Here is a 21,870-nt window from a genome sequence, read left to right on the forward strand (position 1 = left end):
AGACAAGGCGGCTTCAAGACAAGTCGGCTTCAAGACAAGGACGTTCAATGCCCAGGCCCGGCGACATCTATACCGCGCGCAATCTGCGTTTCGATCGCTGCTTTGCATTCCAGTTCACCCACCATGACGACGACGACGGCCATGCCGTGCTGCTGCTGGACTGGTGGGCACAGACACCGCCCGATGCCGCCGCCCTGCCCGCGCTGAAGCCAGCCGTGCTGGATTTCATGGGCTGGAACAACCAGCGCGAACTGCACTGGGTCGGCCACGACCTGCCCCGCGACATCACCCACCTCGGCTGGCGCGAGCCGATGGCGCGCGGCGAGGTCTGCAGCCACGACAACTGGCCCGACGGCGCCTGCCTGCAGCAGCAACAGGCATGGAATGCCCTCGACCCGGCCATCACCCGCGCTTACAAGCAGGAAAACGCGCGCGACCGCTACGACGACACGGTCATCCTCAAGGGCAAGGGTTTCTCGGTGGCGCGCGGCGCATCGTCGCTGCAGGGTACGGCCATGAACGCCGCCCCCGCGTTGACGCTGTTCGATCAGATGCCGGTGCTCACCGAGGTGGACATCGACGTGCCGGTGCCCGGCCTGATGGACTGGCTGAAGACGCGCCCGCTGATCCACCAGCTGATCATCAGTGGCACGCAGGAGGCGGTGCTGGATGTGCGCGGCACCACGCTGTCGCGCCTGAGCGTGGACGTCACCGGCATGCGCGCGATCCACCTCAACAGCGGGCTGGACACGCTCATCCTGCGTGGCACCGCGCATCCGGATCTGGTCATCCACGCTGCGCATGGCGGCCGCTGGCTCGATGTGTTCTGCACCGATCCGGGCCTGCACTGGTCCGGCCTGCCCGACCTGCAGCAGATCACCCTGCACGGCATGCGGCAGCTGGACGCGGCGCGGATCGCCGAACGTCTGCCGGGGCTGCGCGCCCTGACCGTACAAGGTGCGCCCTGCACGCTGGACAACCTGCCGCAGCTGGGCGAACTGGCGTCACTGGAGCACCTGGAACTGATCGATGTGTTCCCGCCGGACGATGCACGTTTCCCGGCAGCCTCGCAGTGGCCGCAGCTGCTGAGCCTGTCGCTGGACAGTGTCCCCGCCACGTTGGCCACGCAGGTCCGGCAGGCATTCCAGGCACGGGTCGACGCCGGCCTGGCCCTGGCCGTGCGCCAGCCACGCAAGGCGGAATGGCGCGCGGCCAACCTGGACAATCCTTTCCGCGATTGGGAAGGCGCGGCACACATCACGCCCACGCAGGCCAGAAAGGCGGTGGCGCTGTACCGCAAGGCGCACACCGATGCACTGAAGGCCGTGGCCACGCTGGCGGGCAAGCCCGCCGCGCTGCACAAGGCACTGGCCGCGACCGGCGTGGCGTTCACCGAAGGCTTCAATGCGCTGGACCAGCGCTCCGGCTTCATCGACACCACGGCGTGCGAGGACATCTGCAGCGCCTGGACCCGCATTGTTGACGCGGCCGACAGCCGGCACCGCGACATGCGCGGCGCATCGCGCGCCACGCTGGACGTGGATGCGCTGGGCGCCCTCATCGATTCGGTGCGGCGCTTCTAGCCCACTGCGGCGGGACAGACACCGGGGCAGCGCCGGGCCCGGCCCGGCGAGCGCAACGGCACCCCGATCAGCCGCGCGCGGCCCACCACACGCGCAGCAGCGTGCGCACCGGCGTGGCTTCGATCGGCTTGCCCGCCGCCTGAGCCGCCAGGCGTGCGCGCGCCAGGGTCGACCAGATACGGCGCGGGCGCGGGCCCGGCACCCGCACCGCCCAGCCCTTCAACAGCTGCTGTGCCCAGCGCTGCGGCGCGGCACTGACATCGGTACCGGCCAGCAGTGCACGCGGAATACCGGCCACACCGGCGTCGTACAGGCGCTGGGCCAGGGTCTGCAGCAGCACCGCGCGCCCGGCCCCCTTGCGCAGCACGCCCTTGCCGGGCGCATCTTCGAACAGGACCGCTTCAACCGCCGCCACGGCCTCGGCGAAGCCCGCCAGGGCCCGCTCGGCAGCCGCGGCATCGACAGCCACACTGCGCGCCTCGACGATGTCCGGCAGCGCATCGGCCAGCTGCACCCACGGTGCGCGGGCCGGTTCCAGCACGCGCCCCAGCGGGTGGCGCGAACGCTGCCCGGCCCAGCTGCGCAGCTCCTCGCCCCACCAGGCCAGCTTGGCATCGGCCGGCAGCGGGTCGCCGCTGGTGTTGAGCATGTCATCGAATTCCTGCAGCAAGGCGAACCAGGCCACGGTGCGCAGGCGCTGCGCTTCGGGCACGAAGGGTTCGGCCACCGACCATTCCGGCCAGCGGGTCCGCCACTTGTCGAGGAAACTGTCCAACGCACTGCTCACTGCGGAATCCTTGCTTACGGCGAAATCGGCCAGGTGCTGGCCAGGTGCAACGGTTCGGGATTGTCGATCATCACGCTGGCCTGCCAGCTGCGCGGGTCGTCCTCTGCCAGGCGATAGCCCCACAGGGCGGCCACCGACAGCATGCCCGCCGCGCGCGCGGCCACGATGTCGCGCTCGTCGTCGCCGACATAGACACACTCGGCCGCGGCGATGCCGATGGCCTGCGCGGCATGCAGCAGCGGCAGCGGGTGCGGCTTGCGCTCGGCCAGCGTATCGCCGCCGACCAGCACCGCGCAGCGCTGCTGCCAGCCCTGCTGCGGCACGATCAGCCGCGCCAGGTATTCGGGCTTGTTGGTGACGATGCCCCACACGGTGCCGGCGGCATCCAGTGCGTCCAGCATGCCCGCCACGCCATCGAACAGCACCGCGTGCTGCCCGATCAGCGCTTCATAGCGCTGCAGGAATTCGGGAATCAGCGCATCACGGGCAGCGGCGTCGAGATCCGGGAACGCGGCCGACACCATTGCCCACGAGCCCTTGGACACCACCGGGCGCAGCACCGCCGGATCGATCGGCACGCGGCCGCGGGCCGCCAGCATCGCATCGCAGGTGGCGACGAAATCCGGTGCGCTGTCCAGCAGCGTGCCGTCCAGGTCGAACAGCACGCCGCGCGGGAAGCGCGCAGCGGTCATGCCGGTGCCTGCGCGGCGACGGTGGCGTGGGCCAGGTAGTTGATGTCGGTACGGCTGCTCAGGCGCGCACGGTTGCGCCACGGCTCGTAGGCCATGCCGCTGACGTCGTGCAGCTGCACGTCGGCATCGCGCAGCCAGCGCGCCAGTTCGGCCGGCTTGATGAATTCCTGGTAGTGGTGGGTGCCCTTGGGCAGCAGCCGCGCCACGTACTCGGCACCGATGATCGCCACCGCGAAGGCCGCGGCCGTGCGGTTGATCGTGGACAGGAACAGGTGCCCGCCGGGCTTGAGCAGGCGTTTGCAGGCCGCGATGATCGCCGCCGGATCGGGCACGTGCTCCAGCATTTCCATGCAGGTGACCACATCGAAGCTGCCCGGCTGCTCGGCGGCCAGGTCCTCGGCCGCCTGCACGCGGTAGTCCACCTTCACGCCACTTTCCAGCGCGTGCAGCCGCGCCACCTTGACCAGTTCCGGAGCCAGGTCGATGGCGGTCACCTCGGCACCGGCCTGGGCCAGCGCTTCGCTGAGCAGGCCGCCGCCGCAGCCGATGTCCAGCACGCGCGCACCGCGCAGCGGCACGCGGTCAGCCACGTACTGCAGGCGCACCGGGTTCAGGGCATGCAGCGGCTTCTGCGGGCCGTCAGCATCCCACCAGCGGTTGGCCAGCGCGGCGAATTTGTCCAGTTCGGCCTGGTCGAAATTGGAGGAAGCGTGGGGGGCAGTCATGTTGGGAGTCCTTGCAGCGCCGGGGTTCAGGCGCGGATGTGACGGATGCGCTCGCGCCACTGGCGCGCATTGGCGACCATGCCCGGCAGGTCCATGCCCACCAGTTCACGCCGCACCAGCTTGGGCTGGCCGGCGATCCAGACATCGCTCACCTGCTGGCGGCCGGTGGCGTACACCAGCTGCGACAGCACGTTGTGCAGCGGCTGGGTTTCCAGCGCGGACAGGTCCACGCAGACCAGGTCGGCCTGCTTGCCGACCTCGATCGAGCCGATGCGCTCGCCGAAGCCCAGCGCGCGGGCACCGCCCAGCGTGGCCGCACGCAGCGTGGTGGCCGCATCCAGCGCGGTCGCGTCATCGGCCACGGCCTTGGCCAGGATCGCCGCGGTGCGGTTCTCGCTGAACATGTCCAGGTCGTTGTTGCTGGCACAGCCGTCGGTGCCGATGGCCAGGTTCACACCGGCACGCTGCAGGGCGCACGCCGGGCAGAAGCCGGAGGCCAGCTTCAGGTTCGATTCCGGGCAGTGCACCACGCTGACGCCACGCTCGGCGCAGAGGTGGATTTCGGCGTCGGTCAGCTGGGTCATGTGCACCGCGATCAGGCGGTCGTTGACCAGGCCCAGGCGATCCAGCCGCGCCAGCGGGCGCTGGCCGTGCAGCTTGATCGAATCGCTGATTTCCTGCGCGGTCTCGTGGGTGTGCAGATGCACCTGCATGTCCAGCTGGTCGGACAGCATGCGCACGCGCTCGAAATTGGCGTCGTTGACCGTGTACGGCGCATGCGGCGCGAACGCGGTGCCGATCAGCGGGTCGGTGCGCCACTGGTCGTGCAGTTCACCGGCCTTGGCGAAGTACTCGTCGTCGGTCCTGGCCCAGGCGGTGGGGAAATCGATGATGACCGCGCCGACCAGCGCGCGGAAACCGTGCTTCTTGTAGACCGCGGCCTGCACGTCGCCGAAGAAGTAGTTCTCGTTGGCGCAGGTGGTGCCGCCGCGCAGCATCTCGGCGATGGCCAGGGTGGTGCCGTCGGCGACGAACTCGGGGCCGATCACCGCCGCTTCCACCGGCCAGATGTGCTGCTGCAGCCACGTCATCAGCGGCAGGTCGTCGGCGACGCCGCGCAGCAGGGTCATCGGGTTGTGCGTGTGCGCATTGACCAGGCCCGGCATCAGCGCCGCTTCGGGACGGCTGACCACCTGGCTGGCGCGGAAACGCGCGCGGGCCTCGGCGCGCGGCAGGATGGCGACGATCTGGCTGCCACGCACGGCAACGGCATGGTCTTCCAGCACCACCGCATGCGGCTCGATCGGAACGACATAACCGGCTTCGATGAGCAGGTCGCAGGCTTCGGGGAGGTGCGGGCTATCGCTCATGCGGGCTCACTGGCTGGAGGGGCGGCGAGATGCTTCTGGGGGACACGCCCCTGAGTGAGGGGCTGCCGCGAAGCGGCGGGGTCTGGAGACTCGTGAAGCGGGGCCCATGATCTGCCGGAGCAGATCATGGGAGCGCCAGCGCGAATGCGATGGCGCGTACCCGGGCATGGCCCGGCGCTACCGCAAGGTCGGCCTGTGGCCGGAACCTTACTTGACGCGTGCGGAGTATTCGCCCGAACGGGTGTCGACCTTGATGATTTCATCCTGGTTGACGAACAGCGGCACGCGGACGACCGCGCCGGTTTCCAGGGTGGCCGGCTTGCCGCCGCCGCCGGAGGTGTCACCACGGACGCCCGGATCGGTTTCGGTGATCTTCAGTTCGACGAAGTTCGGCGGCTGCACGAAGATCGGCTCGCCGTTCCACAGGGTGACCACGCAGGACTCTTCACCCTTCAGCCACTTTTCCGCGCCGCCCATGCCGGCCTTGGTGGCCTGGACCTGCTCGAAGGATTCCGGGTCCATGAAGTGCCAGTACTCGCCGTCGCTGTACATGAAGTTCATGTCGGTATCGACGACGTCGGCCGCATCCAGCGAGTCGGTCGACTTCATGGTCACTTCCTGGGTACGGCCGTCCTTGATCAGGCGGTACTTCACGCGGGTGAAGGCCTGGCCCTTGCCCGGCTTGACGTATTCGGTGTCGATGATGACGGCCGGTTGGTTGTTGACCAGGATCTTCATCCCGTTCTTGACGTCGTTCATGCCGTAGCTGGCCATGCGTAAACTCCTGAGTGGCAAAACCGCCGCGGGTGCGGCGAGCCGGTAGAATGGAAAGCCCACCGAAGGCCGGTGGGCGACTGTTTTTCTGCCCCCATGATAACCGCAGGCCCCCTCTCCATGCAGCTTTCCGCCTTCCCACGGCCCCCGTCGCCAGGCGCCCCCATGCGCTGGCAACAGCTCTGGCGGCAGGCCATCCGCGATCCGCAGGTGCTGCTGGACCGGCTGGGCCTGGAGGCGGCCACGCTCGGGGTGTCGCAGGCAGCCCTGGCGCAGTTCGCGCTGCGCGTGCCGGAAGGTTTCGTGGCGCGGATGCGGGCGGGCGACCCGGCCGACCCGCTGCTGCGGCAGGTCCTGCCGATCAACGACGAGATGCAGGCCGTGCCCGGGTTCAGCTTCGATGCAGTCGGCGACGGCGCGGCGAAGAAGGCCACCGGGGTCATCCAGAAATACCGCGGGCGGGCGCTGCTGGTCGCCACCGGCAGCTGCGCGATCAACTGCCGCTACTGCTTCCGCCGCCATTTCGACTACGGCGCGGAAAATGCGGCCAAGGGCGGCTGGCAGGAGGCGGTGGCCGCCATCGCGGCGGATCCGGACATCGACGAGGTGATCCTGTCCGGCGGCGATCCGCTGTCACTGGCCACGCACAAGCTGGCCGAACTGACCGACGCGCTGCGCCGCATCCCGCACCTGCGCCGGCTGCGCCTCCATACCCGCCTGCCCATCGTCCTGCCCGAGCGCGTGGACGACGAACTGCTGGCCTGGCTGCACGGGCTGCCCTGGCCCCTGGCGATCGTGGTCCACGCCAACCATGCCAACGAGTTCGATACCGGCGTGGACGCGGCGATGGCGCGCCTGCGCGGCACCGGTGCGCAGCTGCTGAACCAGGCGGTGCTGCTGCGCGGCGTCAACGACAGCATCGAGGCGCTGCAGGCCCTGAGCGAGCGCAGTTTCGCCGCCGGCGTGCTGCCCTACTACCTGCACCAGCTGGACCGGGTGGAGGGCGTAGCCCACTTCGAAGTGGACGATGCCCGCGCCAAGGCCCTGATCGCTGGGCTGACCGCCCGCCTGTCCGGTTACCTGGTGCCCAAGCTGGTACGCGAGCTGCCCGGCGACCCGAGCAAGCGTCCGGTGTAACGGCGGGCCAGACGGCCATCCACGCAGGGCATGGAGCTAACCGGCGGGAGGGCATCACGTTGATTGCCGGTAGATCCACGCCATGCGTGGATCAATGACGGGGTCACGCGCCTGATTCGATCATCCGTACCACGTCGGTAGCGTTGACCGGATGGCTGAGCCAGTAGCCCTGGCCCAGGTCGCAGCCACGCTGGGCCAACAGCTCGAACTGCGCCTGCTGTTCGATGCCCTCGGCCACCACGGTGATGCCCAGCGCATGGGCCATCGCGATGATCGCCGTGGTCAGCGCCAGATCGTCCGGGTCGCGCTGCATGTCGGCCACGAAGCTCTTGTCGATCTTCACGCCGTCCACCGGCACCTGGCGCAGGTGGCTCAGCCCGGAGAAACCCGTGCCGAAGTCGTCCAGCCACACCTTCACCCCGGTGCGGTGCAGCTTGTCCAGCAGCTGCGCGGCGACCATCTCATCGCCGATCACCGCCGTTTCGGTCAGTTCCAGGTGCAGGCGCGAGGCCGGCAGGCCCGATTCGGCCAGGCACTGCGCCACCAGCGCCGGCAGCTCGCCACCGCGCAGCTGGCGCGGCGATACGTTGACCGATACGAACAGCTCATCGCCAGCCACGCCCCGGGGCCACTGCGCCGCTTCCATGCAGGCCGCGCGCAGCACCTTGGGGCCGATCACTTCGATCAGCCCGCTCTGTTCGGCCACTTCGATGAACACCGACGGTGGAATCGTGCCCAGCGTGGGGTGCTGCCAGCGCAGCAGCACTTCCACCCCGACCAGGCGCCGGTCGCGGGTGCGGAAGATCGGCTGGAAGGCCAGCCGCAGCTCACCCCGCTCCCAGGCCCCGCGCAGTTCCTGTTCCATGTGCACGCGACGCTCCACCGCATGGTCCATGGCCTTGCTGTAGTAGCGGTAGCAGTTCTTGCCAGCCATCTTGGCCTGGTACATGGCGATGTCGCCGTTCTTCAGCAGCGTGGTGGCATCGGCGGCATCATCGGGGAACAGGGTCAGGCCGATGGACGACCCCAGGAACAGTTCCCGTCCCTGCACCACCAGCGGCTTGCCCAGCTCGCGCACCAGCACCTCGGCCAGCACCCGCGCCGTGGCGGCAACATCCCCATCCCCCACCAGGATCACGAATTCATCGCCACCGAAGCGGGCCAGCAACGCCTCGTCGCCCCCGGCCTCGGCCACCGCCGCGCTGATCCGCTGGGCGAACTGCAGCAGCGCCTCGTCACCGGCTTCATGGCCCAGGGTGTCGTTGACCCGCTTGAAGTCATCGATATCGGCAAACAGCAGGCCCAGCCGGCGGTTGGCGGCACGGGCCGCCATCAGCCGGTGGTCCAGCGCCTCGCGGAAGGCCAGGCGGTTGGTCAGCCCGGTCAGCGCATCGGTATAGGCCATGCGCCGCACTTCACGGTCATGCCGGGCGATCGAATCGCGCATGCGGGCAAAGCCACGCACCAGTTCACCGACCTCATCGTCACGGCGGCTCTCGCGCAGCGGCGCGCTGTAGTCACCGGCTTCGATCTGCCGTGCCGCCACCGCCAGGTCGCGGATCGGCGCCACCAGCGTGCGTTGCACGTACAGGGTGACCACCACGCCGATGACCACCAGCAACCCCAGCATCAGCAGCAGCCAGCCCAGGTGCCGGCTGCCGACCTGCTGCAGGCGCGCATCCAGCGTCTGGCTGGCGGCCTCCTCCATGGCCTGCACATCATCCAGCGCCATGCCCACGCGTACGCCGCCCACGCGCTGGTTGCCGATCATGATCGGCATCGTGTTATCCAGCACCTTCGGCGATTGCTGCACCAGCAATGCACGCGCCGCCACCGCGTTGGCCGCCAGCGGGTCGCTCATCGGCTTGCCGAACCCGGCCACCACCAGCGAACCGTCATGCACCAGGCGGCCGCGGGCATCGAACACCAGCACATAGCGCACCACCTGCTGGCGGGCGGTGTTGCGCGCCAGCGCGCCCACCTGTTCCAGGTCGTTGTAGTACAACGGGTTGGCCAGGGCATCGGACAGCTCGCGCGCCAGGGCTTCCCCCCGGCTGCGCACGCTGCGGTCGAACAGCTCGTGGATCACCCCGCCGCTGAGGCTGCGCACCTCCTGCTGCATCGCGGCCTGGCGGCCGAGCAGCACGGCCAGGATCGCCACCACCACGACCATGGCACCGCCCATGGCCAGCAGGAACCGTGCCTGCATACCTGCCCCGAGCCACTTCATTCCACTTCCATCCGCACGCGCGTGAGTCCTAGTTTGAGTTCCTCCAGCCGCTGGCGTGCCTGGGCATCGACGCGGTGGAAGCCGGAAGTACCAAAAAACCGCTGCAACGGCACCTGTGCCTGCGGGTCGCTGGCCGCCTGCAGCAGCACGTCCTGCAGGCGGTCGCGAACCCTGGCATCCAGGTCGGCGCGTACCACTTCCACCGCCCGCGGATAGGGCGCCGTGCGTGCCAGCACGCGCAGGTCCTGCTTGAACGCCGCCGGCACCCGCCGCTCGTCGTCCCAGTCCACGCTGCTGACCGCCCCGGCATCGACCAGCCCCTTCTGCACGAAGGTGGCGATGTTCAATTCGCTGCGGGCGAACACATAGCCCACCGCCGTGCTGCCGGGCTCATCATTGGCATCAAGCAGGATCTGCGGTTGCAGGCCATGGTCAAGCAGGGTCATGGCGGGCACCAGGTAGGCACTGGTGGAAGCAGGATTCTGCAGGGCCAGGCGGCGCCCCCGCAGGTCTTCCAGGCGCTGGACCGGGCTGTCCCGCCGCACGAAGAACACCGTGTGGTACTCACGCACCCCGCTGCGCTCGGTCAGCAGCAGGGGGCGGGCGCCGCTGCGCTGGCCCAGCGAGACGGCCGCACCGGCCGTTTCCGTGACCCAGTCCACCCGGCCCCGGCGCAGGTAGCTGGCCATCTGCTGCGGGTCACGCGCCATCAGGATGCGCCCCTCGCGGATGCCAACGTCATGCATGCGGGCGACCACATAGTCCAGCAACGGCTGCAGCTGCGCGTAGTGCGCCTGCGGGTCGTCGCTGATGCGGCCCAGCACCAGGACACGGTTGGGTTGCGCCCACGCCGTTGCCACCGACAGCACCATGGCAAGGCCGAGCAGTCCCCACTGCAGTGCCCTTCGCAGCCCCGTCACCACCATCATTCCCCCTGGGTATCGCGACAGACTACCCGAAAAAATGAGACGTACGTCAGCCCCCCTCGCCCTGCGCACCGGCCAGCCGGGCCATGCGCTGGGCATCGGCGAGGATGCCGCGCAGCAGGCGTACTTCCTGTTCGCTCGGCTCGGCCCGCAGGAACAGGCGGCGCAGCTTGCGCATGGCCGACTCCGGTGCGCGCCCCTTGTGGAAATCGATCTCGTCCAGGGTCTGGCCCAGCTGGCCGAAGAAGCTCTCCAGCTGGTCATGGCTGGCCGGCTGCTCGCGGAAGCCCGGGTCGGCCTCCGGCGCGGCCAGGGCCTGCGGCTGCACGCCCAGCAGGCGCATGCGCACTTCATAGGCCAGCACCTGCACGGCCGCCGCCAGGTTGAGCGAGCTGAAGGCCGGGTCGGACGGAATGTGCACGGCCGCGTGGCACAGCTGCAGTTCCTCGTTGGTCAGGCCGGTGCGCTCGCGCCCGAACACCACCGCCACCTCCGCGCCCTCGCCGGCGCGGTCGGCCACGCGCTGGGCAGCCACGGCCGGCAGCAGCTCTTCCAGCTGCACCCGGCGGGCCCGGGCGGTGCAGCCCAGCACCAGGTGGCAATCGGCCACCGCCTCGGCCAGGGTCGCCACCACGGGCGAGCCCCCCAGCACGTCCTCGGCGCCGGCCGAGCGGCGGAACGCCTCCTCGTCCAGCGGTTTTTCCGGGGCGACCAGCACCAGCCGGGCCAGGCCCATGGTCTTCAGCGCACGGGCGGCGGCGCCCATGTTGCCGGGGTGCTGGGTGCCGACCAGGACGAATCGGATGCGGGGAACGGCGGGAAACTGGGACATGAACAGGGAAATGGTCGAGCTGGACGATGAGCAATGGTAAACTGTGCAGCCGGCCCCTGCGCCGGACCCGCTCTTTTCCCCCGCCAGTTCCATCCTTCTGCCTTCACGGGAGCCCACGCCATGCAGAAACCCGCCGTCACCGTCATGGTCAAGGCCGCCCGCCTCGCCGGCAACGTCCTGTTGCGCAACATCAACAAGCTCGAGGCCCTGAACGTGGTGCAGAAGGGGCGCATGGACTACGCCAGCGAAGTGGACGCGGACGCGGAAAAGGTCATCGTCAAGGAACTCAAGCGCGCCTACCCCGATTACGGCATCTTCGGCGAAGAAGGTGGCGTGCAGGGCGAGAGCCGTTACATGTGGGTGATCGACCCGCTGGACGGCACCAGCAACTACCTGCGCGGCTTCCCGCACTACTGCGTGTCCATTGCCCTGGTCGAGAACGGCGAGCCGATCGACGCGGTCATCTTCGACCCGCTGCGCAACGAGCTGTTCACCGCCAGCCGCGGCGCCGGCGCGGTGTTCAACGACCGCCGCATCCGCGTGGCCGACCGCAAGGACCTGTCCGGCACCATGATCCATACCGGCTTCGCCCCGCGCGAGCGCGCCCGTGCCAGCAGCCAGCTCAAGGCCGTCGACGCCCTGCTGGTGCAGGCCGAGGACGTGCGCCGCACCGGTTCGGCCGCGCTGGACCTGGCCTACGTGGCCTGCGGCCGCGCCGATGCCTACTTCGAGGCCGGCGTGAAGGCATGGGACATCGCCGCCGGTGTGCTGCTGGTGCGTGAGGCCGGTGGCAAGGTCTGCGACTTCAAGGGCGCGACCCTGGCCCGCATGGACAACCGTGGCCCGGAGACCCAGCAGGTCGTGGCCGGCAACCTGAAGGTGGCCGAGTCGCTGCAGAAGGTGCTGGTGAACACCGGTTACGCGGCCGAGTTCGACGCGAAGTTCTGATTTTCCGCGTACACGCGGTTCAGCAAGACGGCACCTGCGAGGGTGCCGTTTTTGTTTGTGGGCTCCGCACGGCGACGCCACGGGCGCCGACATGCCGGTAGCGCCGGGCCATGCCCGGCGGGTCGTTGCCGTGACCGCGGGAGGTGTCACGTGCGCCGACACGCCGGTAGCGCCGGGCCATGCCTGGCGGGTCGTTGCCGCGACCGCGGGGAGGTGTCACGTGCGCCGACGCGCCGGTAGCGCCGGGCCATGCCCGGCGGGTCGTTGCCGTGACCGCGGGGGGGGTGTCACTTTCTTTGCGCGTGCAAAGAAAGTAACCAAAGAAACACGCCGCCGGGCCGCGAGCCGCCGTGCTGCGCACGCCGGTGCCCTGTGCTCCTCGGTCCGCCGAGGGACGGTGCGGAACTCGCTGCGCTCAGACACCCGCACCTCTTCGCCCTCGCCGGACCTGCGGTGCTCGGCTCGCTCCAAGGCGGACTGGAAGACCAAGATCAACGGCAACGGCATCCACGCATGGCGTGGATCTACCGGGTGCGGCTGTGGCCTTTGATCTGGATCCGCCTTGGAGCGAGCCGAGCATCGCAGGGGAATCAGGGGCGCAGAGGCGCCGGTGTCTGAGCGCAGCGAGTTCGGCGCCGTCCCCTGATTCACCGAGAAGCGCAGGGCACCGGTGCGCAGCACCGGCTCGCGGACGGCGGCGCGTTTCTTTTGGTTACTTTTCTTTGCGCGCGCAAAGAAAAGTGACACCCCCCCCGCGGTCACGGCAACGCCCCTCCGGGCATGGCCCGACACTACCTGCGCCCAACGAAAAACGCCCGGCACAGGGCCGGGCGCTTCCGTTGCCACGGAGTAGCAGGGCTTACGCCACGGTCGAGGCCTGCAGCGCGGCGATGCGCTCTTCCAGCGGCGGGTGGCTCATGAACAGCTTGCGCGCGGTCGAACCGGCAATACCGAAGGCCGCGATCTGGGTCGGCAGGGTGCTCTGGCCGTGGTTGAGCTGCAGGCGCTGCAGCGCGGCGATCATCTTCTGACGGCCGGCCAGCGAGGCACCGCCAGCGTCGGCGCGGAACTCGCGGTGGCGCGAGAACCACATCGAGATCATGGTGGCGAACAGGCCGAATACCATCTCCAGCACGAACACGATGATGAAGTAGGCGAAGCCGCGGCCACCACCTTCGCGGTTGCCCGACAGCGCGCTGTCGATGATGCCGCCGACCACGCGGGCCAACACGATCACGAAGGTGTTCAGCACACCCTGCAGCAGCGCCATGGTGATCATGTCACCGTTGGCGACGTGGGCGATCTCGTGACCCAGCACCGCTTCGGCCTCGTCCTCGCTCATGTTGTGCAGCAGGCCGGTGGACACCGCCACCAGCGCGTTGTTGCGGTTGGCGCCGGTAGCGAAGGCATTGATCTCCGGGCCTTCATACACCGCCACTTCCGGCATGCCGATACCGGCGGCCTTGGCCTGGCGCTCAACGGTGGCCAGCAGCCAGCGCTCGGTCGGGTTGCGCGGCTCGGTGATCACCACCGCACCGGTGGAGCGCTTGGCCATCCACTTGGACAGCAGAAGCGAGATGAAGGAACCACCGAAACCAAAGATGCCGGCCATGACCAGCAGGCCGCTCATCGAACGGGAGTCCACGCCCAGGATGGACATCACGATGCCGGCGAGGATCAGCACCGCAAGGTTGGTGGCCAGGAACAGGGCTATACGGGTGAACATGGAAGAATCCGGCTCTAAAAGGGTCGATATCGACCAATTTGCGGTGCGGTCAGCTTGAATTCAAGCGCCAACCTGACCGACGATTCAGCCAGCATGACCTCCCCCATTCCCTGCGGCCGCTTCGCGCCCTCGCCGACCGGCCTGCTGCATCCCGGATCCCTGCTTGCCGCCTTCGGCAGCTGGCTGCTCGCCCGCCATCACGGCGGCCTGTGGCGGCTGCGCATCGAAGACGTCGACCCGCCGCGCACCGTGCCCGGTGCCGCGCAGGCCCAGCTGCAGGCACTGGCCGCATTCGGCCTGGCCGCCGATGGCCCGGTCCTGTGGCAGAGCGAACGTGGCGACGCCTACCAGGCTGCGCTGGACGTGCTGCTGGCCGGTGGCCAGGCCTTCGTCTGCCATTGCAGCCGCAGCGAACTGGCGGCCAGCGGCGGCATCCATCATCGCTGTGTGGCACGGCAACCGCGACCGGACCCCGCCGTCCGCTTCCGCGTGCCGCCGGACAGCCGCGTGCACTTCGACGACGGCCTGCGTGGCCCGCAACAGCAGGATGTACATGCCGAGGTCGGCGACTTCGTGCTGCGCCGTGCCGATGGCTGCTGGGCCTACCAGCTGGCGGTGGTGGTCGATGATGCCGCACAGGGCGTGACCGAAGTGGTGCGCGGTGCCGATCTGCTCGACTCCACCGCACGGCAGATCCTGCTGCAACAGGCCCTGGGCCTGGCGATCCCCCGCTACTGGCACCTGCCGCTGCTGCTCGATGCGCCCGGCCACAAACTGTCCAAGTCACTGGCGGCGTTGCCGGTGGATGCCACCCACCCGCTGCCGGTACTGCGCGCGCTGTGGGCGCTGCTGGGCCAGCAGCCTGCCGCACTGGACGCGGCCACGACGCTGCCCGCGCTGCTGGACACTGCCTGCCAGGCCTTCAACCCCACCCGGCTGCCGCGCCAGGACATCCTGTTGCCGCCGGGCGCACTTTCCGCGCCGATGTTGCAGAATCCCCTTTCCCCCACCTGATCCCCGGAAACATCCCATGACATCTCGCGTCGCACTGGTCACCGGCGGTACCGGCGGCATCGGCACTGCCATCTGCCAGCGCCTGGCCGAGCAGGGCCACCGGGTCGCCACCAACTACCGCGACGAGGCCAAGGCCCGCGCCTGGCAGCAGGCGATGGCCGAACGCGGCTACACCATCGCCATCTTCCCCGGCGATGTCGCCGAACCGGCCAGCGCCGACGCCCTGGTGCGCGCCGTGGAGGCCGAGCTGGGCCCGGTGGAGATCCTGGTCAACAACGCCGGCATCACCCGCGACACCACCTTCCACCGCATGCGCGTGGACCAGTGGCACGATGTCATCAACACCAACCTCAATTCGGTGTTCAACGTCACCCGCCCGGTCATCGAGGGCATGCGCCGCCGCGGCTGGGGCCGGGTCATCCAGATCAGCTCGATCAATGGCCTGAAGGGCCAGTACGGCCAGGCCAACTACGCCGCGGCCAAGGCCGGCATGCACGGGTTCACGATCTCCCTGGCACGTGAGAACGCGGGCTTCGGCATCACCGTCAACACCATTTCCCCCGGCTACGTGGCCACCGACATGGTGATGGCGGTACCGGAGGAAGTACGCGCCAAGATCATCGCCGACATTCCCACCGGCCGCCTCGGCAAGCCGGAGGAAATCGCCTACGGCGTATCGTTCCTGGTGGCCGACGAAGCCGCCTGGATCACCGGCAGCAACCTGGACATCAACGGCGGCCACCACATGGGCTGGTAAGGCCGCCCGCGGCGCGGGCGCCCTGCGGGGCTGCCCCTGCCGTTGGTCATGCTGCGCAGCACGCAACCCCTTGCTGCGCAACATGATTGGACGTGAAAGCCAAGCCTGGCGGGGGCTGGGGCGGTTGCAACGGCTGCTGCACTGCGCCATGCTGCGCGTCTACTGTGACGAGTGACCGCTTCATGGCTGCGACCCGCATCATCAAGAAGTATCCGAACCGCCGTCTCTACGACACCGAAATTTCCAGCTACATCACCATCGAGGACGTGCGCCAGCTGATCCTGGACGGCGAGGACTTCGAAGTCCGCGACGCCAAGAGCGGCGACGACCTGACCCGTTCGGTCCTGCTGCAGATCATTGCCGACCAGGAACAGGACGGTGAGCCGATGCTGTCCACCCAGCTGCTGAGCCAGCTGATCCGCTTCTATGGCGATTCCCTGCAGGGCTTCATGGGCAACTACCTGGAGCGCAGCATGCAGGTCTTCCTGGACCAGCAGCAGCAGTTCCGCCAGCAGATGGGCAACCTGCTGGGCCAGACCCCGTGGGCGATGATGAACCAGCTGACCGAGCGCAACCTGGAGCTGTGGCAGGAATTCCAGCGCAGCATGGGCGCCGGCTGGGGCGGCCCGCGTGGCGGCACCGGTACGGGCACCGGCACCGGTGGCACCACCGGCAAGCCGAACGAGCCGTCCGGTACCGGCGGCAAGACCCGCCGCTGAGCCCCGGTACGATCGCCCCAACGAAAACGGCGCGCCCCTGGCGCGCCGTTTCTGCATCCGGGCCCGGGCTGCGGTGTCCACCACCGCACCTTGCCTCGCGCATGTTCAGCGTTTCGGCTTGCACCCCGTGCACACGCGCTCGACCTTGTAGCCCTTCGCGCGCAGCTTCTCGACCACGCCATCGCTGCCCAGCAGGTGCAGGCTGCCCACCACCACCAGCGTCGTGCCCTGCCCGGCCTGCAGGTATGGCACCAGCTTGGGCAGCCATGCATCGTTGCGGCCGGTGTTGATGCGCTGGTACAGCTGTGGGTACTGCTGCTTCATCTGCACGGCCATGGTGTTCCACAGGTAGCGGTCATCGCCACGGCGCCAGGCCTCATGCAGGGCGCGCGACTGTTCATCGCCCTTGTCGGCCTGGTCCAGCGCTTCGGCCACCATCTGCCGCTGCTCGTTCGGCCCCATCCCGGCCAGCGTGCCGATCTGGGTGTCGATGTCTTCCAGCCCGCTGGCCGCCTTGCCGGCCTTGGCGGCGGCATCCATGAAATGGCGGTCCAGGCCTAGCGCCGGGTCCAGACCCATTTTCTGCATCTGCGATACCGAAATGCTCAGGCCGACGAACCAGGCCTGCATGCCCTGCATCTGCTCCAGCGGCAACCTGTTCGCCGCCGCATAGGCCTGCAGCTTCTGCCAGGTCGGGGCATCCAGGTCACGCTTGAGTTCACTGCCATCGGTGCGGATCGCGGCCTGCACCATGCGGCTGGCCAGCTGCGGCGACTGCATGTCTTCCGGCGACAGTTCGAACACCAGCCGCTTGGCCGCGTCGAACGCCTGCTCGGCATCGGCCGACAACGGGTAGTCCTTGGGCGTCAGCAGATGGAAGGAACCCAGCAGATAGACCTTTGAATCGCCCAGGCCGGTGACTTTCCACAGCAGCGGCACCGGTGGCGCGGCACTGGCAGGTGCGGCGGCAGGCGCATTGCGGGCAGTGGCCGCCAACGGGGCCAGCGCACAGGCGGCCAGCAACAGGGCGCTGCGCGCCAGCATCTTGATCGTCATGGTCAGCCCTCTCCTTCGGGCAGGTGGTAGGCCTTCTCGCCCGCTTCCACGCGCAGGTCCAGCCGGTTTTCCGGCGGCGCCAGCGGGCAGGTGGCAAACGCGGTGAACGCGCAGGGCGGGTTGTAGGCGTGATTGAAATCAACGGTGACGAAACCATCGGCACCGGGGGCGTCGGTATCCAGGTAGCGGCCGGCCGGGTAGCTGCCATGGCCACTGGTGCGGTCGGCGAAGATCAGGAACAGCGGGCGCCCCGGCTCCCCGATCGCCTCGAGCTTCCAATGGCGGCCATCGTGGTCGAACTCCACGGCGCCGGCATTGGGCATCGGCGTGGTCAGCCCGGTGATGTCCACGATCGGCAAGGTGGTGCCGGCAGGATGCGGCACGAAGCGCGCGCGTACCTGCCACTGCGGGCCACCCGGCCAGTACGTCAGCCCAGCGAAATCGCGCCGTGAAGGCGCATCGGCATGCTTCACCCGCAGCGCATCGCGGTTGCCGCGGCGGATGATGCTCAGCTGGCCCTTGCCGCCATCAAAGCCCAGCAGCGTGGGCTGCGGGTCCTTGTCGGTCTGCAGGCGCACACGCCCCTTGACCGGCGTGTCCCCCAGGGTGACCTGCACGCCGGCTTCCGGCGTCAGCCACCACTGGCCCTGCTCACGGCTGAGCATGCCCAGGCGTTCCGGGCCGACGGCCAGGCGCACGCCACTGCCGGGCCCGCTGCCGATGAAATGCGCCTGCAGGTCCAGCCAGTGCAGCCCCACCAGCGCCGTCCAGCCGTCGGTGGCGGTCAGCGCCTGGTAACGCTGCACGCGCCACTGCTGCTGCGCGGCCTCGAACCCCGGGTCCACCGCCGCAGTGGCAGGCGGCGCCGGCGGCGGGCTGCAGCCCGCCACGGTGACCAGCCCGGCCAGCAGGCCACGCATTCCCCACTTGCCCATCGATGATGTCCTCAACGCGAATGCGCTCAACGACCGCGCAGGAACCAGCGGTCGATTTCCGCCAGCGAAAAACGGGCCCAGGTCGGCCGGCCGTGGTTGCACTGGCCCGACCGCTCGGTGATTTCCATGTCGCGCAGCAGCGCGTTCATTTCCGGCACGGTCAGGCGCCGGTTCGCGCGCACCGCGCCATGGCAGGCCATCGTCGACAGCAGCTCATCACGGGCCGTCGCCACGCGGCGGCTCTGCCCATGCTCGCGCAGGTCGCCCAGCACATCGCGCAGCAGGGCTTCCGGTTCGGCATTGGCCAGCAGCGCCGGAATGCTGCGCACGTGCAGCGAGCCCGGGCCGGAACGGGTGATCTCAAAGCCCAGTGCCGCCAGCGTGTCGGCTTCCTGTTCGGCGGTGTCGGCCTCGCGCTCGCCCACCGCCAGGGTGATCGGTACCAGCAGCGGCTGCGCATGCAGGCCGATGCCATCGTGCGCGTTCTTCAGGCGCTCGTAGCCGATGCGCTCGTGGGCGGCATGCATGTCCACCACGATCAGGCCCTCGGCGTTCTCGGCCAGGATGTAGATGCCGTGCAGCTGCGCGATCGCATAGCCCAGTGGCGGCACGCCGGCATCGGCGCGCGTGACCGGCAGGCCGTTCTCCATCGGCATGGGCGGCAACGCGGCGCTGCGCTCGGCAGTGCCGGGCGCCCCGTACAGGGCGGCATAGGCGGCCGGGGCATCGGCCACCTGCAGCCCCAGCGGCTGCTGCGGGCGCCAGCCACTGAAACCACTGCCGCCACCGCCGCTCCCGCCGCCACTGGACAGACCGGCACCAGCCCCACGGGCCAGGCCGAACCCGGAAGCACCGGCCGTGGACGGCCCCGCTCCCTCGACCGGTGGCAGGGCGCCCGCGCCGATCTCCTGCGCAGACACGCCGGCACGGGTATCGGCCAGCGCATCCTTCAGCGTGCGGTAGACGAAATCATGGACCAGGCGACCGTCGCGGAAACGCACTTCATGCTTGGCCGGGTGCACGTTGACGTCCACCCGGGTCGGGTCCAGTTCCAGGAACAGCACATAGGCCGGCTGACGACCGTGGTAGAGCACATCGCCGTAGGCCATCTTCACGCCATGGGCGACGCTGCGGTCACGTACCGAACGGCCGTTGACATACAGGTACTGCTGGTCGGCACTGGCCCGCGAATAATGCGGCTGCGCGATCCAGCCATGCAGGCGCAGGCCGGCACCGCTGTGGTCCACGCGCACGGCCTGGCTGGCGAAATCCTCGCCCAGCGTCTCGCTCAGGCGCACGTCAGAATACAGGTCGCCGGGCTTGTAGCGGCGCGATGCCTTGCCGTTGTGCGAAACACGCAGTTCCACGTCCGGGCGTGCCAGGGCCAGCGAGCGCAGCCACTCTTCGATGTGGCCCAGTTCGGTACGCTCGGCGCGCAGGAACTTGCGCCGCGCCGGCACGTTGTAGAACAGCTCGCGTACTTCCACCGTGGTGCCCGGCGCATGCGCGCGCGGGGTCACCTCACCCACCTTGCCGCCTTCGATCTGCAGCGCCGAGCCGTGCTCATCGCTGGCCCGGCGCGAGGCCAGGGTGAAGCGGCTGACCGAGGCGATCGACGGCAGCGCCTCGCCGCGGAAGCCAAGCGTAGCCACCGATTCCAGATCATCCAGGTTGGCGATCTTGCTGGTGGCGTGGCGCGACACGGCCAGCGGCAGCTGTTCCGGCGCGATGCCGCTGCCATTGTCCCGGATGCGGATCAGGCGCACCCCGCCTTCTTCCAGGTCGATGTCCACGCGCGTGGCGCCGGCATCGATGGCATTTTCAACCAGTTCCTTGACCACCGAAGCAGGCCGTTCGACCACTTCGCCGGCAGCGATCTGGTTGATCAGGATTTCCGGCAAGGGACGGATCGGGGCGCTCATGCGCACCCCCGACCGGTGGCCACAGGCAGGCGCGAACAGGGTGCACTACGGGGAACGGACGTCATGCCCCGATGATAGCGGAGGTCAGGCGGAGCCGCGCCGGAAACAGGTGCCAGGAACCCCGTCGCGGCCACGGTGCCGCCGGGACCCGGCCATCACCGGGTTACTTACTGCCGCCGGCGACGGTGCTGGCCGCGTCCATTTCGGCCTGCGCGCGCGCGGCATACAACGTGCCCGGCGGCGGCTGGCGGGTGAAGAACGTATTGACCCCATCGAGCACGGCCCCGGCAATACGTCGCTGGTAGGCCGGGTCGATCAGGCGGCGCTCTTCGTCCGGGTTGGAGATGAAGGCGGTCTCCACCAGCATGGCCGGCATGTCCGACGTGCGCAGCACCGCGAAGTTGGCGCGCTCGATGTTCGGCTTGTGGTTGTTGCCGATGCGCTTGAGGCCGCCCAGCACATGCCCGGCCGCATCCTCGGAGGCCTTCATGTAGCCACTCTGGGCCAGGTCCAGCAGCACATTGGCCAGGGTGCCCTCGGTCTGCTGCAGGCGTACGCCACCGACCAGATCGGCCGCGTTTTCCTTGTCCGCCAGCCAGCGCGCGCGCTGCGAAGAGGCGCCCTTGGTCGAGAGCACGTACACCGACGACCCCGTGGCCGAACGGTTCTCGGCGGCATCGGCATGGATGGAAATGAAGATGTCGGCCTTGGCCGCACGCGCCTTCTGCGCACGCATCGGCAGCGGGATGAACACATCGCTGTCGCGGGTCAGGTAGGCCTTCAGGCCCGGCGTGGCGTTGACCTGCCGGGCCAGTTCACGCGCCACCGCCAGGGTGACGTCCTTTTCGCGCTTGCCGGTCGGGCCGATCGCACCTGGGTCCTGCCCGCCGTGGCCAGGGTCGATGGCCACCACCAGGTGGCGCATGCCCGGCTGCATGCGCACGCGCGAGGCGTCGCTGGGCAGGGTCGGGCGCGGCGGCGCCGGTGCCACGGCCACGGGGGCTGGGGCCGGCGATGCCGCGTCCCCGCCCTGCCCGGCCAGGATGGCCGCCGGTGAAGGCGAAACACTGCCACTGGCCGCCGTCGTACCGGCGGCGGCGACATTGGCGGCCGCCGTGGCCGGCACCGGGGCCGGGTTGGCCGGCGTTGCGGCACTGGTACTGGCCTGCTGCTGCACCTGCGCGGTCAGCAGGGCGGTCGCCCGTGCCGCATCGTTGCGGGCCTGGGCACTGGTGGCTGCAGGGGACGGTGCGGCCGTCGCGGCGGGCGGCGGCGTGGCAGGACGGCTGGCCGTGCTGGCCGGCGCATCGCCCGGCCATTCGATGACCAGCCGTGACTGGTTGCCTTCGCGCAGCATCTGCGGGCGGAACGGCGCGACCGACTCGGCCAGGTCGAACACCACACGGAACGTGCCCGGTACCGGCTGCCCGGTCCGCACGGCAGTCACCACCCCCTGCGCGGCCGGCAGCTTGATGCCGTGCACGGCTTCCGAATCGGGGAAATCGACCACCAGCCGGTTCGGGCCGGACAGGGTCAGGGTCTTGTAGCCACCGCTGCCCTCCAGCGCGATTTCCGCGCGCGTGCCCGTGGGGCCCGTATTCAGCAGCACCTGGCGTACTTCACCGGCCCACGCAGCCGCGCTCGCCAGACACAGTCCGACGGTGGCACAGATGGCGAAGAGACGGTTCCCCGGGCGCATGGCTCAGGATTCAATCACCGCGCTGAACGAAATGCAAC

General features: G+C 69.1%; 19 protein-coding genes. 6 read left to right on the plus strand and 13 right to left on the minus strand.

The annotated features are described in order from the left end of the window. Positions 1 to 47 precede the first annotated feature (47 nt). On the plus strand, positions 48 to 1,583 hold the full coding sequence (locus tag Q9R17_RS01725) for a hypothetical protein (RefSeq protein ID WP_308156746.1): 1,536 nt from the start codon (positions 48 to 50) through the stop codon (positions 1,581 to 1,583). A 67-nt stretch (positions 1,584 to 1,650) separates the two neighbouring features. On the opposite strand, the gene Q9R17_RS01730 is transcribed toward Q9R17_RS01725, so the two are convergent. The 5 genes from Q9R17_RS01730 to efp form a co-directional block, all read right to left on the minus strand. After that, entirely contained in the window at positions 1,651 to 2,370 is a 720-nt protein-coding gene (locus Q9R17_RS01730) for a phytoene/squalene synthase family protein (protein ID WP_308156747.1), read from the minus strand. 14 nt (positions 2,371 to 2,384) lie between these two features. After that, on the minus strand, positions 2,385 to 3,062 hold the full coding sequence (locus Q9R17_RS01735; RefSeq protein WP_308156748.1) for a phosphoglycolate phosphatase: 678 nt from the start codon (positions 3,060 to 3,062) through the stop codon (positions 2,385 to 2,387). Next, a complete protein-coding gene (gene ubiG, locus Q9R17_RS01740) occupies positions 3,059 to 3,787 on the minus strand; it encodes a bifunctional 2-polyprenyl-6-hydroxyphenol methylase/3-demethylubiquinol 3-O-methyltransferase UbiG (protein WP_308156749.1) in 729 nt (242 codons plus the stop codon). Before ubiG ends, Q9R17_RS01735 begins: the two co-directional genes overlap by 4 nt. Before the next feature lie 26 nt (positions 3,788 to 3,813). Next, a complete protein-coding gene (locus Q9R17_RS01745; RefSeq protein ID WP_308156750.1) occupies positions 3,814 to 5,157 on the minus strand; it encodes a TRZ/ATZ family hydrolase in 1,344 nt (447 codons plus the stop codon). Positions 5,158 to 5,364: 207 nt separating this feature from the next. Beyond that, on the minus strand, positions 5,365 to 5,931 hold the full coding sequence (efp, locus tag Q9R17_RS01750) for an elongation factor P (RefSeq protein WP_006457340.1): 567 nt from the start codon (positions 5,929 to 5,931) through the stop codon (positions 5,365 to 5,367). Positions 5,932 to 6,027: 96 nt separating this feature from the next. Between efp and epmB the strand changes: the two genes are divergently transcribed. Further along, entirely contained in the window at positions 6,028 to 7,068 is a 1,041-nt protein-coding gene (gene epmB / locus Q9R17_RS01755) for an EF-P beta-lysylation protein EpmB (RefSeq protein WP_308156751.1), read from the plus strand. A 103-nt stretch (positions 7,069 to 7,171) separates the two neighbouring features. Here epmB and Q9R17_RS01760 read toward each other — a convergent pair whose 3' ends face one another. Genes Q9R17_RS01760 through Q9R17_RS01770 form a run of 3 tightly spaced genes read right to left on the minus strand, consistent with a single transcriptional unit; the run spans position 7,172 to position 11,056 of the window. Next, positions 7,172 to 9,298, minus strand: a complete 2,127-nt coding sequence (locus tag Q9R17_RS01760; RefSeq protein WP_308156752.1) for a GGDEF domain-containing phosphodiesterase — start codon at positions 9,296 to 9,298, stop codon at positions 7,172 to 7,174. Next, complete coding sequence (locus Q9R17_RS01765; RefSeq protein WP_308156753.1) at positions 9,295 to 10,227, minus strand: phosphate/phosphite/phosphonate ABC transporter substrate-binding protein; 933 nt, start codon at positions 10,225 to 10,227, stop codon at positions 9,295 to 9,297. The genes Q9R17_RS01760 and Q9R17_RS01765 overlap by 4 nt, the downstream gene beginning before the upstream one ends. Positions 10,228 to 10,273: 46 nt before the next feature. Beyond that, entirely contained in the window at positions 10,274 to 11,056 is a 783-nt protein-coding gene (locus tag Q9R17_RS01770; RefSeq protein ID WP_308156754.1) for an RNA methyltransferase, read from the minus strand. A 120-nt stretch (positions 11,057 to 11,176) separates the two neighbouring features. Between Q9R17_RS01770 and Q9R17_RS01775 the strand changes: the two genes are divergently transcribed. After that, the gene (locus Q9R17_RS01775) at positions 11,177 to 12,004 is read left to right on the plus strand and encodes an inositol monophosphatase family protein (RefSeq protein ID WP_308156755.1); all 828 of its coding nucleotides are present in this window, start codon (positions 11,177 to 11,179) and stop codon (positions 12,002 to 12,004) included. Between the two features lie 859 nt (positions 12,005 to 12,863). Here Q9R17_RS01775 and htpX read toward each other — a convergent pair. Beyond that, on the minus strand, positions 12,864 to 13,730 hold the full coding sequence (gene htpX / locus Q9R17_RS01780) for a protease HtpX (RefSeq protein ID WP_308156756.1): 867 nt from the start codon (positions 13,728 to 13,730) through the stop codon (positions 12,864 to 12,866). A 93-nt stretch (positions 13,731 to 13,823) separates the two neighbouring features. Between htpX and gluQRS the strand changes: the two genes are divergently transcribed. The 3 genes from gluQRS to phaR all read left to right on the plus strand — a co-directional run bounded on the left by gluQRS (position 13,824) and on the right by phaR (position 16,220). Then, on the plus strand, positions 13,824 to 14,744 hold the full coding sequence (gluQRS, locus tag Q9R17_RS01785; protein ID WP_308156757.1) for a tRNA glutamyl-Q(34) synthetase GluQRS: 921 nt from the start codon (positions 13,824 to 13,826) through the stop codon (positions 14,742 to 14,744). A gap of 16 nt (positions 14,745 to 14,760) precedes the next feature. Next, on the plus strand, positions 14,761 to 15,501 hold the full coding sequence (phbB, locus tag Q9R17_RS01790) for an acetoacetyl-CoA reductase (protein ID WP_308156758.1): 741 nt from the start codon (positions 14,761 to 14,763) through the stop codon (positions 15,499 to 15,501). A gap of 182 nt (positions 15,502 to 15,683) precedes the next feature. Next, positions 15,684 to 16,220, plus strand: a complete 537-nt coding sequence (gene phaR, locus Q9R17_RS01795; RefSeq protein ID WP_308156759.1) for a polyhydroxyalkanoate synthesis repressor PhaR — start codon at positions 15,684 to 15,686, stop codon at positions 16,218 to 16,220. Positions 16,221 to 16,325: 105 nt separating this feature from the next. On the opposite strand, the gene Q9R17_RS01800 is transcribed toward phaR, so the two are convergent. The 4 genes from Q9R17_RS01800 to Q9R17_RS01815 all read right to left on the minus strand — a co-directional run bounded on the left by Q9R17_RS01800 (position 16,326) and on the right by Q9R17_RS01815 (position 21,832). Beyond that, positions 16,326 to 17,276, minus strand: a complete 951-nt coding sequence (locus Q9R17_RS01800) for a TraB/GumN family protein (RefSeq protein WP_308156760.1) — start codon at positions 17,274 to 17,276, stop codon at positions 16,326 to 16,328. Between the two features lie 2 nt (positions 17,277 to 17,278). Continuing rightward, positions 17,279 to 18,211: a DUF1684 domain-containing protein gene (locus Q9R17_RS01805; protein ID WP_308156761.1), complete on the minus strand. Its 933-nt coding sequence runs from the start codon at positions 18,209 to 18,211 to the stop codon at positions 17,279 to 17,281. A gap of 26 nt (positions 18,212 to 18,237) precedes the next feature. Then, the gene (gene mutL / locus Q9R17_RS01810) at positions 18,238 to 20,133 is read right to left on the minus strand and encodes a DNA mismatch repair endonuclease MutL (protein WP_308156762.1); all 1,896 of its coding nucleotides are present in this window, start codon (positions 20,131 to 20,133) and stop codon (positions 18,238 to 18,240) included. A 163-nt stretch (positions 20,134 to 20,296) separates the two neighbouring features. Next, entirely contained in the window at positions 20,297 to 21,832 is a 1,536-nt protein-coding gene (locus Q9R17_RS01815) for an N-acetylmuramoyl-L-alanine amidase (RefSeq protein WP_308156763.1), read from the minus strand. Between the last annotated feature and the right edge of the window lie 38 nt (positions 21,833 to 21,870).

This window comes from Stenotrophomonas sp. 24(2023) (assembly GCF_030913365.1).
In the GTDB taxonomy this organism is placed as follows: domain Bacteria; phylum Pseudomonadota; class Gammaproteobacteria; order Xanthomonadales; family Xanthomonadaceae; genus Stenotrophomonas.

What these genes read in the sequence shown, in the direction of transcription:
- efp (WP_006457340.1), bottom strand. Translation starts at nt 5,931, where the DNA reads ATGGCCAGCTACGGCATGAACGACGTCAAGAACGGGATGAAGATCCTG.
- Q9R17_RS01760 (WP_308156752.1), bottom strand. Translation starts at nt 9,298, where the DNA reads ATGAAGTGGCTCGGGGCAGGTATGCAGGCACGGTTCCTGCTGGCCATG.
- ubiG (WP_308156749.1), bottom strand. Translation starts at nt 3,787, where the DNA reads ATGACTGCCCCCCACGCTTCCTCCAATTTCGACCAGGCCGAACTGGAC.
- phbB (WP_308156758.1), top strand. Translation starts at nt 14,761, where the DNA reads ATGACATCTCGCGTCGCACTGGTCACCGGCGGTACCGGCGGCATCGGC.
- Q9R17_RS01770 (WP_308156754.1), bottom strand. Translation starts at nt 11,056, where the DNA reads ATGTCCCAGTTTCCCGCCGTTCCCCGCATCCGATTCGTCCTGGTCGGC.
- htpX (WP_308156756.1), bottom strand. Translation starts at nt 13,730, where the DNA reads ATGTTCACCCGTATAGCCCTGTTCCTGGCCACCAACCTTGCGGTGCTG.
- Q9R17_RS01775 (WP_308156755.1), top strand. Translation starts at nt 11,177, where the DNA reads ATGCAGAAACCCGCCGTCACCGTCATGGTCAAGGCCGCCCGCCTCGCC.
- Q9R17_RS01725 (WP_308156746.1), top strand. Translation starts at nt 48, where the DNA reads ATGCCCAGGCCCGGCGACATCTATACCGCGCGCAATCTGCGTTTCGAT.
- Q9R17_RS01815 (WP_308156763.1), bottom strand. Translation starts at nt 21,832, where the DNA reads ATGCGCCCGGGGAACCGTCTCTTCGCCATCTGTGCCACCGTCGGACTG.
- Q9R17_RS01735 (WP_308156748.1), bottom strand. Translation starts at nt 3,062, where the DNA reads ATGACCGCTGCGCGCTTCCCGCGCGGCGTGCTGTTCGACCTGGACGGC.
- Q9R17_RS01805 (WP_308156761.1), bottom strand. Translation starts at nt 18,211, where the DNA reads ATGGGCAAGTGGGGAATGCGTGGCCTGCTGGCCGGGCTGGTCACCGTG.
- Q9R17_RS01765 (WP_308156753.1), bottom strand. Translation starts at nt 10,227, where the DNA reads ATGATGGTGGTGACGGGGCTGCGAAGGGCACTGCAGTGGGGACTGCTC.
- phaR (WP_308156759.1), top strand. Translation starts at nt 15,684, where the DNA reads ATGGCTGCGACCCGCATCATCAAGAAGTATCCGAACCGCCGTCTCTAC.
- Q9R17_RS01800 (WP_308156760.1), bottom strand. Translation starts at nt 17,276, where the DNA reads ATGACGATCAAGATGCTGGCGCGCAGCGCCCTGTTGCTGGCCGCCTGT.
- gluQRS (WP_308156757.1), top strand. Translation starts at nt 13,824, where the DNA reads ATGACCTCCCCCATTCCCTGCGGCCGCTTCGCGCCCTCGCCGACCGGC.
- mutL (WP_308156762.1), bottom strand. Translation starts at nt 20,133, where the DNA reads ATGAGCGCCCCGATCCGTCCCTTGCCGGAAATCCTGATCAACCAGATC.
- epmB (WP_308156751.1), top strand. Translation starts at nt 6,028, where the DNA reads ATGATAACCGCAGGCCCCCTCTCCATGCAGCTTTCCGCCTTCCCACGG.
- Q9R17_RS01745 (WP_308156750.1), bottom strand. Translation starts at nt 5,157, where the DNA reads ATGAGCGATAGCCCGCACCTCCCCGAAGCCTGCGACCTGCTCATCGAA.